At 69.2% G+C, this 15,895-nt stretch carries 16 protein-coding genes; 12 read left to right on the top strand and 4 right to left on the bottom strand.

Annotation, left to right across the window (positions count from 1 at the left end; translation table 11 throughout):
• Positions 1–107: 107 nt before the first annotated feature.
• The 6 genes from ACK4S2_RS09350 to ACK4S2_RS09325 all read left to right on the top strand — a co-directional run bounded on the left by ACK4S2_RS09350 (position 108) and on the right by ACK4S2_RS09325 (position 5,905).
• The gene (locus ACK4S2_RS09350) at positions 108–941 is read left to right on the top strand and encodes an EAL domain-containing protein (protein WP_409623373.1); all 834 of its coding nucleotides are present in this window, start codon (positions 108–110) and stop codon (positions 939–941) included.
• A gap of 113 nt (positions 942–1,054) precedes the next feature.
• Positions 1,055–2,227: an acetyl-CoA C-acetyltransferase gene (locus ACK4S2_RS09345; RefSeq protein ID WP_409623371.1), complete on the top strand. Its 1,173-nt coding sequence runs from the start codon at positions 1,055–1,057 to the stop codon at positions 2,225–2,227.
• Between the two features lie 110 nt (positions 2,228–2,337).
• Positions 2,338–3,060 carry an acetoacetyl-CoA reductase gene (gene phbB / locus ACK4S2_RS09340; protein WP_409623369.1) on the top strand — a complete coding sequence of 241 codons (723 nt, stop codon included), beginning with the start codon at positions 2,338–2,340 and terminating at the stop codon, positions 3,058–3,060.
• 219 nt (positions 3,061–3,279) lie between these two features.
• A complete protein-coding gene (locus ACK4S2_RS09335) occupies positions 3,280–4,284 on the top strand; it encodes an ABC transporter substrate-binding protein (protein ID WP_409623367.1) in 1,005 nt (334 codons plus the stop codon).
• 65 nt (positions 4,285–4,349) lie between these two features.
• Positions 4,350–5,141, top strand: coding sequence for an ABC transporter ATP-binding protein (locus ACK4S2_RS09330; protein WP_409623365.1), 792 nt, complete (start codon positions 4,350–4,352; stop codon positions 5,139–5,141).
• Positions 5,141–5,905, top strand: coding sequence for an ABC transporter permease (locus ACK4S2_RS09325; RefSeq protein WP_409623363.1), 765 nt, complete (start codon positions 5,141–5,143; stop codon positions 5,903–5,905). Before ACK4S2_RS09330 ends, ACK4S2_RS09325 begins: the two co-directional genes overlap by 1 nt.
• Before the next feature lie 74 nt (positions 5,906–5,979).
• Here ACK4S2_RS09325 and ACK4S2_RS09320 read toward each other — a convergent pair whose 3' ends face one another.
• The 3 genes from ACK4S2_RS09320 to ACK4S2_RS09310 are packed head-to-tail and all read right to left on the bottom strand — an operon-like array spanning position 5,980 to position 8,675.
• Positions 5,980–7,332 (bottom strand): glutamate--cysteine ligase, encoded by a 1,353-nt coding sequence (locus ACK4S2_RS09320; RefSeq protein ID WP_409623361.1) that lies wholly within the window; start codon positions 7,330–7,332, stop codon positions 5,980–5,982.
• A gap of 58 nt (positions 7,333–7,390) precedes the next feature.
• Positions 7,391–7,915, bottom strand: coding sequence for a hypothetical protein (locus ACK4S2_RS09315; protein WP_409623359.1), 525 nt, complete (start codon positions 7,913–7,915; stop codon positions 7,391–7,393).
• 37 nt (positions 7,916–7,952) lie between these two features.
• Positions 7,953–8,675 carry a 16S rRNA (uracil(1498)-N(3))-methyltransferase gene (locus tag ACK4S2_RS09310; RefSeq protein WP_409623358.1) on the bottom strand — a complete coding sequence of 241 codons (723 nt, stop codon included), beginning with the start codon at positions 8,673–8,675 and terminating at the stop codon, positions 7,953–7,955.
• A 12-nt stretch (positions 8,676–8,687) separates the two neighbouring features.
• On the opposite strand from ACK4S2_RS09310, the gene ubiA reads away from it, so the two are divergent.
• The 4 genes from ubiA to yghX all read left to right on the top strand — a co-directional run bounded on the left by ubiA (position 8,688) and on the right by yghX (position 13,545).
• A complete protein-coding gene (gene ubiA / locus ACK4S2_RS09305; protein WP_409623356.1) occupies positions 8,688–9,656 on the top strand; it encodes a 4-hydroxybenzoate octaprenyltransferase in 969 nt (322 codons plus the stop codon).
• Between the two features lie 56 nt (positions 9,657–9,712).
• Complete coding sequence (locus ACK4S2_RS09300) at positions 9,713–12,223, top strand: OmpA family protein (protein ID WP_409623354.1); 2,511 nt, start codon at positions 9,713–9,715, stop codon at positions 12,221–12,223.
• A gap of 10 nt (positions 12,224–12,233) precedes the next feature.
• A complete protein-coding gene (locus ACK4S2_RS09295) occupies positions 12,234–12,554 on the top strand; it encodes a hypothetical protein (protein WP_409623352.1) in 321 nt (106 codons plus the stop codon).
• Positions 12,555–12,657: 103 nt separating this feature from the next.
• Positions 12,658–13,545 (top strand): YghX family hydrolase, encoded by an 888-nt coding sequence (gene yghX, locus ACK4S2_RS09290; protein WP_409623350.1) that lies wholly within the window; start codon positions 12,658–12,660, stop codon positions 13,543–13,545.
• A gap of 61 nt (positions 13,546–13,606) precedes the next feature.
• Here yghX and ilvC read toward each other — a convergent pair whose 3' ends face one another.
• A complete protein-coding gene (gene ilvC, locus ACK4S2_RS09285) occupies positions 13,607–14,629 on the bottom strand; it encodes a ketol-acid reductoisomerase (RefSeq protein ID WP_409623348.1) in 1,023 nt (340 codons plus the stop codon).
• Positions 14,630–14,751: 122 nt separating this feature from the next.
• Between ilvC and ACK4S2_RS09280 the strand changes: the two genes are divergently transcribed.
• Both ACK4S2_RS09280 and ACK4S2_RS09275 read left to right on the top strand, forming a co-directional pair.
• Positions 14,752–15,216: an Lrp/AsnC family transcriptional regulator gene (locus ACK4S2_RS09280; RefSeq protein ID WP_409623346.1), complete on the top strand. Its 465-nt coding sequence runs from the start codon at positions 14,752–14,754 to the stop codon at positions 15,214–15,216.
• On the top strand, positions 15,213–15,677 hold the full coding sequence (locus ACK4S2_RS09275) for an Lrp/AsnC family transcriptional regulator (protein WP_409623344.1): 465 nt from the start codon (positions 15,213–15,215) through the stop codon (positions 15,675–15,677). The genes ACK4S2_RS09280 and ACK4S2_RS09275 overlap by 4 nt, the downstream gene beginning before the upstream one ends.
• Positions 15,678–15,895 lie beyond the last annotated feature (218 nt).

Raw genomic sequence — 15,895 nt, 5'->3', positions numbered from 1 at the left:
TGTCAAGGCTCCGGCTAATTAGCACAATTGGAACAAAATGGGAAACTTAACCTTTCGTTCATGGCTGCGGCAGCATGATGGCTGACGATTCGGAACGGAGCATGCCGATGGACGACGCACAGGACCGGGCCTTGCTGCAAGCCCCCCCCGACCCGCTGACCGCCGCGGTGGCCGAGCGCGACCGCAACACACTGGCGATGGTCGATCAGGCGCTGCGCGACGGGCGCACCATGCTGGCCTATCAGCCGGTGGTGCTGGCCGCGGACCAGAGCCGGGTGGCGTTTCACGAAGGCATGATCCGGGTGATGGACCCGACCGGCCGGGTGATTCCGGCGCGCGAGTTCATGGGGGCGGTGGAAACCCGCGAAACCGGCCGGCTGATCGACTGCGCGGCCTTGCGCCACGGCCTGGCCGCGCTGGCCGCGGTGCCCGACCTGCGGTTGGCGGTGAACATGTCGGCCCGCTCCATCGGCTATTCGCGCTGGATGAAGATCCTGCGCGAAGGCTTGCGGCGCGACGGCACGGTGGGCGAACGGCTGATTCTGGAAATCACCGAAAGCTCGGCCATGCTGATGCCCGATGTGGTGACCGCCTTCATGGACGAGCTGCACGGCGAAGGCATCTCCTTCGCGCTGGACGATTTCGGCGCGGGCTACACGGCGTTCCGCTACTTCCGCGACTTCTTCTTCGAGGTCATCAAGATCGACGGGCAGTTCGTGCGCAACGTCGCCTCGAACCCCGACAACCAGGTGCTGACCCGGGCGCTGACCTCGATCGGCAAGCATTTCGACATGCTGGTGGTGGCGGAATCGGTCGAATGCCAGGCCGATGCCGACTGGCTGGCGGCGAACGGCGTGGACTGTCTGCAAGGTTATCACTTCGGGGCGCCGATGGTGCAGCCCAACTGGTTCCCGGTGGCAAAACGCGCGGCCCGGCTGTAAGGGCGCGCCCGCGTTAGCGCAAATGGCTTGCAAGACACCCCTCGGGCGCTTACCCCATGCTGCAGAGCGGCACGAACGCGCCGCATCCTGTTGCCCAAGGGAGAGGAGCCCCCATGACCAACGTGGTGATCGTATCGGCCGCACGCACGGCTGTCGGCAGCTTCAACGGCGCCTTCGCCAACACGCCCGCGCATGACCTGGGCGCCGTGGTGCTGGACGCGATCTGCGCCCGCGCCGGCGTGGACAAGGCCGAGGTTTCGGAAACCATCCTGGGCCAGGTGCTGACCGCCGGCCAGGGCCAGAACCCGGCCCGCCAGGCGCATATCAAGGCCGGCCTGCCCAAGGAAAGCGCGGCCTGGAGCATCAACCAGGTCTGCGGTTCGGGCCTGCGCGCGGTGGCGCTGGCGGCCCAGCACATCCGGCTGGGCGATGCCGCCATCGTGGCCGCTGGCGGGCAGGAAAACATGTCGCTGTCCCCCCATGTCGCGCATCTGCGCGCCGGGCAGAAGATGGGCGACCTGAACTTCATCGACAGCATGATCCGCGACGGGCTGTGGGATGCCTTCAACGGCTATCACATGGGCCAGACGGCGGAAAACGTCGCCCAGCAGTGGCAGATCAGCCGCGAGCAGCAGGATGCGTTCGCCCTGGCCAGCCAGAACAAGGCCGAAGCCGCCCAGAAGGCCGGCAAGTTCAAGGATGAAATCGTGCCCGTCACCCTGAAGACCCGCAAGGGCGACGTGGTGATGGACAGCGACGAATACATCCGCCACGGCGCCACGCTGGACAGCATGGCGAAGCTGCGCCCGGCCTTTACCAAGGACGGCTCGGTGACGGCGGGCAACGCCAGCGGCATCAACGACGGCGCCGCCGCCGTGCTGCTGATGAGCGAGGAAGAAGCCGCCAAGCGCGGGCTGAAGGTTCTGGCGCGCATCGCCAGCTACGCGACCGCAGGGCTCGACCCGGCGATCATGGGCGTGGGCCCCATCCACGCCAGCCGCAAGGCGCTGCAGAAGGCCGGCTGGAACGCCGCCGACCTCGACCTGGTGGAGGCGAACGAGGCCTTTGCCGCCCAGGCCTGCGCGGTGAACAAGGACATGGGCTGGAACCCCGAGGTGGTGAACGTGAACGGCGGCGCCATCGCCATCGGCCACCCGATCGGCGCCAGCGGCGCGCGCATCCTGAACACGCTGTTGTTCGAGATGGCCCGCCGCGACGCGAAAAAGGGCCTGGCCACGCTGTGCATCGGCGGCGGCATGGGCGTGGCCATGTGCCTGGAACGCTGAGCCGCAGCGAAATCTTTCTGCGTTAGCGAAAACGGGCGCGCAATATTCTTGCGCGCCCGAACCTTAACAGATAATCAAGTTTCGAATACAAGCCCTCTGGAGGAGGAACCATGTCCAAAGTCGCTCTTGTCACCGGCGGTTCGCGCGGAATCGGCGCTGCCATTTCCACCGCGCTGAAAGCCGCAGGCTATACCGTGGCCGCCAACTATGCCGGCAACGACGAGGCGGCCGCGAAGTTCACTGCCGAGACCGGGATCAAGACCTACAAGTGGAACGTGGCGGATTACGATGCCTCGAAAGCCGGCATCGCGCAGGTCGAGGCCGAGCTGGGCCCGATCGACATCGTGATCGCCAACGCCGGCATCACCCGCGACGCGCCGTTCCACAAGATGACCCCCGACCAGTGGAAGCAGGTGATCGACACCAACCTGACCGGCGTGTTCAACACCGTGCACCCCGTCTGGCCCGGCATGCGCGACCGCAAGTTCGGCCGCGTGGTGGTGATTTCCTCGATCAACGGGCAGAAGGGCCAGTTCGGCCAGGTGAACTATGCCGCCACCAAGGCCGGCGACCTGGGCATCGTGAAAAGCCTCGCGCAGGAAGGCGCGCGCTTCGGCATCACCGCCAACGCGGTCTGCCCGGGCTATATCGCCACGGAAATGGTGATGGCGGTGCCGGAAAAGGTGCGCGAAAGCATCATCGCCGGCATCCCGGCGGGCCGTCTGGGCGAACCTGCGGAAATCGCGCGCTGCGTGACCTTCCTGGTGGCGGACGACGCGGGCTTCATCAACGGCTCGACCATCAGCGCCAACGGCGCGCAATTCTTCGTCTGAGCGCCGGTATCGGTGCTGCGAGGGCCGCCCCGCCTGGGCGGCCCTTTGCGATTCTCAAGCATTTCCTGAAACACCTGCTTGATTTTCGGGCATTTGCCGCGAGGCCGCCTGCAAACTAGCCTGTCGCAGCAAGCCTGCCGCAGAGCGGGCATCGGCGTTTTGCCAACGGGTTCGCGGGCGTGCCAGCCTGTGCCCAAGGTTCCACAGGAGGTTTGCCGCATGTTCACCCGTGCCTTTTCCCTTGCCGCCAGCCTGGTGCTGGCCGGTGCCGCCCATGCCGAAACGGCGATCAACTTTGCGCTCGACTGGAAGTTCGAGGGCCCGGCCGCCCCCTATTTCGCCGCCATCGACAACGGCCATTTTGCCGCCGAAGGGCTGAAGGTGGAGATTCAGGCCGGCCAGGGGTCGCTCGATGCGATTCCGAAGGTGGCGACCGGCGCCTTTCAGATGGGCTTTGCCGACATGAATTCCATCGCCAAGTTCCTGGACCAGAATCCGGGCGCGCCGGTGACGGCGGTGATGATCGTCTATGACAAGCCGCCGGCGGCGATGGTGGGGCGCAAGTCGCTGGGGATCAACGAAATCAAGGACATAGAGGGCAAGGTGCTGGGCGCGCCGCCGCCCGATGGCGCCTGGTCGCAGTTCCCGGCCTTTGCCAAGGCCACGGGGCTGGACATGAGCAAGATCACGGTGGAACCCGTGGGCTTTCCCACGCGCGAGCCGATGCTGGCCGAAGGCAAGGTGGCGGCGGTGACCGGGTTTTCGTTCTCGGTCTATCTGAACCTCGTGCGCCTGGGCGTGCCGGCCGACGATATCAGCGTGTTCCTGATGGCCGACAACGGGGTGGAATATTACGGCAACGCGGTGATCGCCAATACCGACTTCGCCAAGGCCAACCCCGCGGCGGTGACGGGCTTCATCCGCGCGCTGGCCAAGGGCTGGAAGGATGCCGCGGCCGAGCCGGAAAAGGCGGTGGCGCAGATGATTACCCGCACCCCGGCATCGGATGTGGCGCTGGAAACCGAGCGGTTCAACATCGCGCTGACCCAGAACGTGATGACCGATGCGGTCAAGGCGAACGGCATGGGCAAGGTGGACCCGGCGCGATTCGCCCGGTCCATCGAGCAGCTGAAGGAGATCTACGAGTTCAGGAACGCGCCGACGCCCGATCTGTATTTCACCGATGCCTACCTGCCCACCGATGGCAGCCTGACGGTGAACTGAGCCGCTCCGGTGCGGCTTTGCCCCTTCCCGCCTCGGGAAAGGGCCTTTGACGGGCGAGGGCTTGCATGGGCGATCTGGTGGAAATCAAGGGCGTGACCCACGCCTACCGGACCAAGGCCGGCCCCTTGCCGGTGCTGGACGATCTGACGCTGTCGATTCCCGAAGGGCGGTTCTGCGCGGTGGTCGGGCCGTCGGGCTGCGGGAAATCGACGCTGACGCGGCTGATTGCCGGGCTGATGAAGCCCGACACCGGCGAGGTCTGGCTGCATGGCGAACGGGTGAAAAGCCCGCGCAAGACCGTGGGGATGGCGTTCCAGAACCCGGTGCTGCTGGAGTGGCGCACGATTCTGGAAAACGTGATGCTGCCGCTGGAAATCGTGGCGCCGCGCATGCCGCCGGCAAAGCGCGAGGCGCGGGCGCGCGAGTTGCTGGCGCTGGTGGGCCTGTCGAAGTTCGAAGGCAAGCGGCCCAGCCAGCTTTCGGGCGGGATGCGCCAGCGCGCGAGCCTGTGCCGGTCGATCGTGCACAAGCCCGAGGTGCTGATCATGGACGAGCCCTTTGGCGCGCTGGATGCCTTTACCCGCGAAGACCTGTGGCAACTGATGCACCGGCTGCGCGCCGAGGAGCCGTTCACCGCGTTGCTGATTACCCATGACCTGCGCGAAAGCGTGTATCTGGCCGACGAGGTGATCGTGCTGTCCGACCGCCCGGCCCGGGTGCAATACCGCATGAAGATCGACATGCCGGCACCGCGGCCGCTGTCGATGCTGTACGAGCCCGACGCGGTGGAAAAGCTGGCCACCTTGCGCGACCAGATCGAGATTGCGCAAGGCCGCAACCCGGAGGCGATCCACTGATGGAGACCCTGCGCAAGATCGCGCCGCCGCTGGTCGCCTTTGCCGTGATCCTGGGGTTCTGGGAATGGCTGGTGTGGTACAAGGGCTGGCCGACCTACAAGATGGCAGCCCCCAGCGACCTGTGGCCGGCGTTCTGGAAGTTCCGGCACCTGTTCCTGACGATGGGGTGGGATACGCTGTGGCGCACGGTGGCCGGGCTGATGCTGGCGGTGGCCTTCGGCACGGTGCTGGGCATGCTGATGGGGTTTTCGCGGCTGTTGCGCGATGCGCTGTATCCGGTGCTGGTCGGGTTCAACGCCATCCCGAAGGCGACGGTGGTGCCGGTGATCGCGCTGATCTTCGTGGGTCAGCACGATTTCAACACGGTGCTGATCGCCTTCATGATCTCGTTCTTTCCGATCGCGGTGTCGGTGTCGATCGGGCTTTCGACGCTGGAACCGGAATACCGCGACATCCTGCGGGCGCTGGGGGCCAGCCCGCTGACGATCTTCCGGAAGATCGCGTTGCCCAAGACCTTGCCCGAGTTCTTCGGGGCGCTGAAGGTGGCGGTGACGCTGGCCTTCATCGGGACCAACCTGATGGAGATCGTCGAGCCGCATGGCCGCGGGTTGGGGGCGCTGTTCGACAGCGGCAAGATCAACGCCGACTATCCGCTGATGTTCGCGGTGTTGCTGGCGCTGGCAGTGCTGGGGATCGCGCTGTTCTATGTGGTGGTGGTGCTGGAGCGCATCTTTGCCGGTTGGGCGGACCGGACGGCCGGTTGAGCCCGGAGCCGGCCCCGGGGAGGGTTTTCCACCCTCCCCGGACCCCACCCGAGGATATTTTCGCAAGGTGAAGATCAGAGGCTGGTTGCCGCGTAGATCCCGGGCAGATCGTCCTTGAAACGGTCCAGCAGGTCGTCGGCCTGGGTGCGGCCGCTGGCGGCGTGGGCGTCGAGCACGTCGAGGAAATGCGTCTCGTCGCGGCCTTGCGCATCCTGCCGGGCGCGGGCGGCAAGGCCCGCGCGCGACAGGGCCAGAGCCTCGCGCGCGATGTCGAGCAGGCGGACCCCGGCCGCCTCGCCTTGCAGGGCGCGTTCCGAAGCGGCGATGCGCAGGCCCTCGCGGGTTTCGGCGCTCCAGCCCTTGACCAGATCCCAGGCGGCATCGAGGGCGGCGGAGTCGTACATCAGCCCGGTCCAGAAGGCGGGCAGCGCGTTGAGGTGGGCGCGGCTGCCCGCATCGGCGCCGCGCATCTCGATGTATTTCTTGAGGCGCGCTTCGGGGAAGACGGTGGTGAGGTGGTCGGCCCAGTCCGACAGGGTGGGGATTTCGCCGGGCAGCGCCGGCAGGCGGCCGGCCAGGAAATCGCGGAACGACTGGCCGCGCGCGTCGATGTAGCTGCCGTTGCGGTAGACGAAATACATCGGCACGTCGAGCACCCAGTTCGCATAGGCCTCGAAGCCGAAGCCGTCGTCGAAGGCGAAGGGCAGCATCCCGGTGCGCGCATCGTCGAGCCCGCGCCAGATGCGGCTGCGCCAGCTGCGGTGGCCGTTGGGGCGGCCTTCGAAGAAGGGCGAGGAGGCGAAGAGCGCGGTCGCCACGGGTTGCAGCGCGAGGGCGACGCGCATCTTGCGGACCATGTCGGCCTCGGAGGCGAAGTCGAGGTTCACCTGCACGGTGCAGGTGCGATACATCATCTGGGTGCCGTGGGTGCCGACGCGGCCCATGTAGTCGGTCATCAGGCGGTAGCGGCCCTTGGGCATGCGGTCCATGTCCTCGTGCCGCCATTCGGGGGCAGCGCCGATGCCCATGAAGCGGATGCCCAGCGGGTCGGCCACGGCGGCGGTTTCGGCCAGGTGGGTGTCGAGTTCGGCCGCGGTCTGGTGGATGGTTTCCAGCGGGGCGCCCGAAAGCTCGAACTGGCCGCCGGGTTCGAGGCTGATGTTGGCGCCGTTGCGCGTCAGGCCGATCAGGGCGCCGGCCTCGCGCACCTCGGACCAGCCGAAGCGGTCGCGCAGGCCTTCGAGCAAGGCGCGGATCGAGGCGGGGCCTTCGTAGGGCACGGGCGCGCGGGTGGCGGTGAGCCAGCCGAACTTCTCGTGCTCGGTGCCGATGCGCCAGCGGTCGGCGGGCTTGCAGCCCGAGGCGAGGTATTCGGCCAGTTGCGACGGGTGTTCGATCGGGCCGCCGCCGGACTGGGGAATGGACATGGCGTTCTCCGATCTGGTTGGTTCCGGTGGGCAGAGGTGGCGCCAGATCGGCGACAAGTCAAGGTCGGGCGAGACGGATCACCGGGGCGGGGTCGCGCCGCCAGATCAGCGGCGTGTCGGCCGGGTTGTCGAGCGCGGCCAGCAGGCGCGTGCCGTCGATGCCGGGCAGCGCGGTGAGCGCGTCGTAGATGCGGCCCGCGCCTTCGGCATTGACGGGCACCAGCAGCAGGTGACCGTCGGACTGGCGCAGGCGCCAGACCCGGAGCCCCTGCACGGTGACGAGCCCGACCTCGGCCAGGTCTGCGAGCGAGACGAAGCCGCCGATGCCGGGGCCGAACCAGCCGATCTGGCCTTCGATCACCTCGACCACGCCGGGGCCGCGGTCGCGGGGGGCAAAGCGCAGCCGTTGCAGCGCGGCCCAGAGCAGGCCCGCCCCCACCGCCATCACCGCAGCCCCCAGGCCGCCCAGCAACCAGCCGCCGCGGGTGGCCAGCCAAAGCCCGGCGGCGATGGCCAAGGCGGCGCCGATCGCCTCGCGCGCGCGGTGCAGGCGGGCGGCAAGTTCGGGGCGGATCAGGCTCATGTCAGCCAGCCTTGCAGCGCGGTGCGGGCGGCGGCGGTCATGCCCAGTCTCCCAGCGCGGCCTGCCAGAGCGTCAGGGCGGCGACGGCGGCGGTATCGGCGCGCAGGATGCGCGGGCCGAGGCTGACCGGGTGCACCTGCGGCATGGCGCGCAGCCGGGCCTGTTCGGCCGGGGAAAAGCCGCCTTCGGGGCCGATCAGCACCGCCCAGGGCCCGCGCGGCAGGCTGGCCAGCGGCGCGGCCGGGCCGGCGCGGCTTTCGTCGCACCACAACAGGTGGCGATCCGCCGGCCAGGCGGCCAGCAGGCGCGCGAGCGCTTGCAGGTCGGCCACCTCGGGCACGACGGTGCCGCCGCATTGTTCGGTCGCCTCGACCGCGTGGGCCTGCAGGCGGTCTTGCCGGATACGTTCGGCGTTGGTGAAATCGGTCTGCACCGGCAGGATGCGGGCGGCGCCCAGTTCGGTGGCCTTTTCCACGATGAAGTCGGTGCGCGCCTTCTTGATCGGGGCGAACAGCAGCCACAGGTCGGGCGGCAGGCGCGGCGGGCGCGTCGGTTCGGTGGCCCGCAGCGCGCCGCCGCGCTTGCCGGCCTCGGTCACCTCGGCGCGCCATTCGCCATCGCGGCCGTTGAACACCAGCACGCTGTCGCCCGGGCCAAGGCGCATCACGGCGAACAGGTAGTTGGCCTGGTCGCGGTCGAGCGTCAGCGGTTGCCCCGGGGCAAGCGGCTGGTCTAGATGAAGGCGAACCCGTGCTGTCATGAGGCCGAACCTATGTCCGACGCGCCGCGAATGCCAGAGCCTGCCGGCATGGTCGCCGATGCCGTGCGCGGCAACTGGGTGGATCGCTGGGCACCGCCGGCGGCGCGGCCCTGGCTGCGGCTGAGCCGGGCGGACCGCCCGATCGGCACCTGGCTGCTGCTGCTGCCGTGCTGGTGGGGGGTGGCGCTGGCGGCGGCGGCCGACCGGCCGACCTGGTGGGATCTGTGGGTGGCCGCCGGTTGCGCCATCGGGGCCTTTCTGATGCGCGGCGCAGGCTGCACCTGGAACGACATCACCGACCGCGATTTCGATGCGCAGGTGGCGCGCACGCGGTCGCGGCCGATTCCCTCGGGGCAGGTGACGGTGCGCGGCGCGGTGGTGTGGATGGTGGTGCAGGCGCTGGTCGCCTTTGGCATCCTGCTGACCTTTCCGCCGCTGGCGATCGCGCTGGGGGTGGGGTCGCTGGCGCTGGTGGCCGTGTATCCCTTTGCCAAGCGGTTCACCTGGTGGCCGCAGGTGTTCCTGGGGTTGGCGTTCAACTGGGGCGCGCTGCTGGCCTGGGCCGCGCATGACGGGCGGCTGGCCTGGCCGGCGGTGGTGCTATGGGGCGCGGGCATTGCCTGGACGCTGTTCTACGACACGATCTATGCCCATCAGGACAAGGAGGACGACGCGCTGATCGGGGTGAAATCCACCGCGCGGCTGTTCGGCACCGCCACGCGGGCCTGGCTGCGCGGCTTCATGGCTCTGGCGGTGCTGGGGCTGATGGCGGCGGCGCTGGGGGCGCTGCTGGCAGCCGATGCCGGCTGGACGGCGGTGTTGCTGGCGCTGGCGGGCATCTGGGCCTTTGGCGCGCATCTGGGCTGGCAGCTGGCGCAGCTGGATATCGACAACCCCGATACCTGCATGCGTCTGTTTCGCACCAACCGCGATGCGGGGCTGCTGGTTGCGCTGTTTCTTGCCGGTGCGGCGCTGGTGTGATTGATCGCCCCGTGCAGGGCGCATAGGACAAGGCGATGCCTGATGCGGAATAGCCGATGCGCCCGACCCCTGCCCTGCTGACCCTGGCCGCCTTTGTCGTGGCGGCGCTGTTGTCCTGGGGGATGGCGGTGGTCGTGAGCGACGCCTTGCAGGCGCGCAGCGCGCGGCACGTGACCCGCGCCTTGCTGGCCAGCGACCTGAAATGGGCCAGCGCGCAGGCCGACGGGCTGATCGTCACGCTGACCGGCACCGCCCCGACCGAGGCCGCGCGCTTTCGCGCCACCACCGTCGCCGGGCGGGTGGTGGGGGCAAGCCGCGTGATCGACGCGATGGAGGTGACCCCGGCGCAGGCGCTGACCGCGCCGCGGTTCTCGCTGGAATTGCTGCGTAACGACGACGGGGTGTCGATGATCGGGCTGGTGCCCGAAAACTGGAACACCGAAACGCTGGTCGCCGCCGCAGGCGAGGTCGCCGCCGAAGGCGCCTTGGCCAACATGCTGGAAACCGCCGATTTCGCCATTCCGGCCGGCTGGGTCGAGGCCACGGACTTCGGCATCGTGGCGCTGCGGCTGCTGCCGCGCTCCAAGATCTCGATCGCCGCCGACCGGGTGACGGTGACGGCCATTTCCGACAGCCCGGCGCAGAAGCGCCGGTTCGAGGCCGATCTGGGCCGCGCCTTGCCGCCGGGGTTGCCGGTCGATCTGCGCATCTCGGCGCCGCGGCCGGTGATTGCCCCCTTCACGCTGCGATTCGTCATCGACGAGGAGGGCCCGCGCTTCGATGCCTGCGCGGCCGACAGCGACCGGGCGCGCAACCGGATTCTGGCGGCGGCCCGGGTGGCGGGGGTGCCGGGCACCCCGCCTTGCACGCTGGGGCTGGGCTCGCCTTCGCCGCGCTGGGCCGAGGCGGCCGAGGTGGCCATCCGCGCCCTGGCCGAGCTGGGCGCCGGCACGGTGACGATCTCGGATGTCGATGTGTCTCTGATCGCGGCCAACAGCGTGGCGCAGGCCGATTTCGACCGCGTGGTGGGCGAGTTGACCGCGCGCCTGCCCGATGTGTTCTCGCTGAAGGCCACGCTGCTGCCGCGCCCGCAGGCCGAAGGCGTGCAAGGCCCGGCGCAGTTCACCGCCACTCTGTCGCCCGAAGGCATGGTGCAGTTGCGCGGCCGGCTGGCGGACGAACGCATGCGCGCCGCCGCCGAGGCGCTGGCAAGGGCGCGGTTCGGCGCCGCCAACGTCTATGTCGCCGCCCGGCTGGACGAGGGCCTTCCGCCCGGCTGGGGCCTGCGGGTGCTGGCCGGGCTGTCGGCGCTGGCGGAACTGAACTCGGGCAGCGTGCTGGTGGAGCCCGAGCGCGTGCAGTTGCGCGGGGTCACCGGCAACCAGGGCGCGCGGGCCGAAATCGCGCGCCAGCTGTCGGAGCGGCTGGGGCAAGGCGCCGATTTCACCGTGGACGTGACCTATGACGAACGGCTGGACCCGGCGCGCGGCCTGCCCGGCCCGGAAGAATGCCTGGCCCAGGCCAGCGCGGTGCTGGAACGGCGCCAGATCGGCTTTGCCCCGGGCAAGGCCGATATCCAGCCCGAGGCGGCGGCGATCATCGACGAGCTGGCCAAGGCGCTGGCCGATTGCGTGGAAACCCCGCTGGAAATCGGCGGGCACACCGATTCGCAAGGGCGGGCGGAAACCAACCTCGCGCTCAGCCAGCAGCGCGCCGAGGCAGTGCTGACGGCGCTGGATGCCCGCGGGGTGGATACCTCGGCGATGTCGGCCAAGGGCTATGGCGCGGCCGAACCCATCGCCGACAACGCCACCGAGGAAGGCCGCGTCGCCAACCGCCGCATCGCGTTCCGCCTGATCGCGCCCGAGCCGGCGAGCTTGCCGGGGCTGGAGCCGGCCGGGACCGAGCCCGAAGACGATGGCGAAGCCGTGCTGACCCCGGCGCCGGTCCCCGAGGACGACCCGGCGCTGCTGCTGGAACCCGAGGATGGCGAACCGATGGGCGAGGCCGGCGACCTGACGGTGGACGAAGCCGGCAACCCGCTGCCCGAAACCGCCGATGTGCCGCCTGTCAGCGATTCGGGCGTGGCCGAAACGGTGCCGCCCGAGGTTTCCGCCGCGGCCGCGCCGCCGGCAACTCCGCAGCCCCCCGCCCCGGCGGCGCGCGGCCCCGACCCGGCCGCGCTGGTGCGCCAGGCGCTGGCCGCCGCCGAGGCCGAGGCCGAAGCCGCCGAAGCTGCGGCCGATGCGGCCGTGGCCGAAGCCGAGGCCGAGGCCGCCGACCCGGCCGCCGCCTTGCCCGCCGAACCGCCCGCCGCCGCGACCGAGACGCCGGGCACCGCCGCCCCCGAAACCGCAAGCGGGCCGGCCCCTGCAGCGACGCCCGATCCGGCGCCGTCGCCCGCCGCCGCACCCGACCCTGCCGCGCCCGACGCCGCCGCTCCCGACCCTGCCGCACCCGACGCCGCCGCTCCCGCCCCTGCCGCACCCGAACCTGCTGCCGAACCGGCCCCCGACTGGCAGGAGGATACCACCCTGCCCGGCCTGCGCCCGCAGCGCCGCCCCTAGGAGACGCCCCATGAACCGCACCGAACTGATTTTCGGCATGGCGATCATCCTGTTCGTCGCCTTCGCGCTTGGCTGGTTTGCCTATTGGCTGATGCACCGCTTTACCCGCGTGCCCGGCGCCGATACCGGCGAGCTGGAACGGCTGGCGCAGGCGCTGCACGAGGCCGAGGAAACCCGGGACGAGGCGATCACCTATTTGCAGCAGCGCGAGGCCGAGCTGGCCAACCGCATTTCGCAGACCGAGGCCGAGTTGCGCGCCGCGATGGACGGGCTGCGCAACGCCCGCACCGAGATCGAGCACCTGCGCACGCAACTGAGCGCGCGACGCTGACAGGCCCGGGCGGCCAACGCTCTCGGCCTTGTGAGGGGCGGGCGGCGCCCGGGCGGGGCAAATCGCGCTACCCTTGAGGCCTGACGCAGCAAGGAGACGCCCGATGACCCGCCTGACCGCCCGGGACTTTGCGCCCGAACTTCTGGAGCTTTACGACTTTTACGCCCACGGCCGCATCTCGCGGCGGGAATTCCTGGATCGCGCGGCGGCGCATGTCGGGGCCGGCATGACGGCGGCGGCGGTGCTGGCCGCGATGTCGCCCGATTACGCGCTGGCCAACCAGGTGGCGCCCGACGATGCCGGGATCGTGGGCGAAGACATCGCCTACCCCTCGCCGCAAGGGCATGGGCAGGTGACCGGCTATCTGGTGCGCCCCGCCGGGGTCGCGGACAGGCGCGGCGGCGTGGTGGTGGTGCACGAGAACCGCGGCCTGAACCCCTATATCCGCGACGTGGCGCGGCGCGTGGCCAAGGCGGGCTATGTGGCGCTGGCGCCGGACGGGTTGTCTTCGGTCGGCGGTTATCCGGGCAACGACGACCGCGGCCGCGAGTTGCAGGCCGGCGTGGACCCGGAAAAGCTGATGAACGACTTTTTCGCCGCGGTGGAGTTCCTGGCCGCGCACGAGGCCACGACGGGCCGCGTCGGCATCACCGGGTTCTGCTATGGCGGCGGCGTGGCGGGGGCTGCGGCGGTGGCCTTTGCCGACCTGGCCTGCGCGGTGCCGTTCTATGGCCGCCAGCCCCGGCCCGAGGAGGCCGCGCGCATCAAGGCGCCGATGCTGTGGCACTTTGCCGAGCTGGACACCCGCATCAACGAAACCTGGCCGGCCTTCGAGGCCGCGTTGCAGGCCGCCGGCGTGCCGTTCGAGGCGCACATCTACCCCGGCACCAACCACGGGTTCCACAACGACACCACGCCGCGTTACGATGCCGCCGCCGCGGCGCTGGCGTGGGAGCGCACGCTGGCCTGGTTTGCGCGCCATCTGGGCTGAGCGCAGCGAAAAGGGGCGCCCCGGAAGGCGCCCCTTGCAACCGGCCGAACCTCGGCGCGGATCAGTTGCGCGAACGGTCCACCATCTTGCCCTTGGAAATCCAGGGCATCATGGCGCGCAGCTTTTCGCCGACCTTTTCGATCTGGTGTTCGTCGTTGATGCGGCGGGTCGCCTTGAAGAAGGGCTGGCCGACGGCGTTTTCCTGCATGAAGTCGCGCACGAACTTGCCGGTCTGGATGTCGCGCAGCACGGCCTTCATGCGGGCCTTGGTTTCGTCATAGGGCAGGATGCGCGGGCCCGAGACATATTCGCCATACTCGGCGGTGTTCGAGATCGAGTAGTTCATGTTGGCGATGCCGCCTTCGTAGATCAGGTCCACGATCAGCTTCACCTCGTGCAGGCATTCGAAATAGGCCATTTCCGGCTCGTAGCCGGCTTCGACCAGGGTTTCGAAGCCCATGCGGATCAGCTCGACCAGGCCGCCGCACAGCACGGCCTGTTCGCCGAACAGGTCGGTTTCGCATTCCTCGCGGAAGTTGGTCTCGATGATGCCCGAGCGGCCGCCGCCGATGGCCGAGCAGTAGGACAGCGCGGTTTCCAGCGCGCGGCCGGTGGCGTCGTTGTGCACCGCCACGAGGCAGGGCACGCCGCCGCCCTTGAGGTATTCGCCGCGCACGGTGTGGCCGGGGCCCTTGGGCGCCATCATGATGACATCGACGCCCTTCTTGGGCTCGATCAGGCCGAAATGCACGTTCAGGCCGTGGGCAAAGGCGATGGCGCTGCCTTCGCGCAGGTTGTCGTGGACATACTGCTTGTAGGTCGCGGCCTGCAGTTCGTCGGGCATGGTGAACATGATGAGGTCGCACCAGGCGGCCGCTTCGGCGATGCCCATGACCTTCAGGCCCTCGGCTTCGGCCTTTTTCGCGCTGGGCGAACCGGGGCGCAGCGCGACGACCACGTTCCTGGCGCCCGAATCGCGCAGGTTCAGCGCATGGGCGTGGCCTTGCGACCCGTAGCCGAGGATGGCCACCTTCTTGTCCTTGATGAGGTTCACATCGCAATCGCGGTCGTAGTAAACGCGCATGGGTCGTTCCTTTCGGTTACACTGGGGCGCAGCATAGGGGGTTTCGCCGCAAACGCCGTGCAAAGTTTGACCATGTTGCGGATTTCGTGCGAAAGATATTCCCGAAACAGGCAGATCACGGAATGGCCATTCAGATCGACGATACCGACCGCCGGCTGATCCGGCAGTTGCTGGCCGAGCCGGGGCTGGCCACCGCCGACCTGGCCGAACGCGCCGGGGTGACCGCGGCCACCTGCTGGCGCCGGCTGGACAGGCTGCGCGCGGCCGGGGTGATCGGCCCGGCCCATGCCGTGATCGACTGGCGCGCCCTGGGCTATGAGGTGGAGGTGAGCCTGCGCTTCACGCTGGACAAGACCAACCCGCGCGCCTTCGACGAATTCATCGAAGGCGCCCGCGAGGTGCCCGAGGTGATCGGGATCGAAACCTTTCTGGGCCGGGTCGATGTGCGGCTGAACGTGATTGCGCGCGACATGGCCCATTATCAGGAGGTCTATCGCCGCCGCATCCTGACCTTGCCGCATATCGCCGATATCGAGGCGCTGATGCTGGTGGCCACGATCAAGGATGACGGAGCCCTGCCGGTATGATCGACCTGGACGATACCGACCGCGCGCTGCTGCGGCTGCTGGCGCAGGATGCCACCCGCGGCGCCGGGGCGATGGGCCGCGCGCTGGGGATCAGCCAGCCCGCGGCCTGGCGGCGCATCCGCCGGCTGGAGGAGACCGGCGCCATCCGCGGCCAGCGGGTGGCGGTGGACCGTGCCGCGCTGGGCTTTGGGGTGACGGTGTTTCTGGGCATCAAGCTGGCCACCAAGGGCCGCGTCAGCCTGGAGGATTTCGAGCGGGCGGTGACGGCGATTCCCGAGGTGCAGGTGGTGCAGCACGTGCTGGGGCTGTTCGATTACCGCCTGCGGGTGGTGGCGCGCGACCTGGCGGATTTCGAACGGGTGCTGCGGCGGCGGATCATGACCTTGCCCGGCGTGGGTCAGGTCGAGGCGAATGTGCTGTTGTCCGAGGAGGTGCGCCCCGGCCCGCTGGGTGCGCCCTAGCCTGGCAGCCCCAGCCGCGCCGGCACCGCCCGCGCCCCGGCCAGCGCCGCCGCCGCCGCATGGGCCGGGCCGTGGGCGCGGGTGGCGATCAGCCAGCCTTAGCAGGCTGCTGAAGAAGTCAGCCCTCGACCCGGAGTTAGGAACATGTTTCACCCTTTGCACGACAACGGTGGGGGTGATGATGCGCGGGACGGACGAGGCGAGCGGGTCGCTGTTCA

This window comes from Gemmobacter sp. (assembly GCF_046292685.1).
Taxonomy (GTDB): domain Bacteria; phylum Pseudomonadota; class Alphaproteobacteria; order Rhodobacterales; family Rhodobacteraceae; genus Wagnerdoeblera.
The sequence above is the reverse complement of the archived record's forward strand: the minus strand, read 5'-3'. Positions and strand labels throughout refer to the sequence as shown.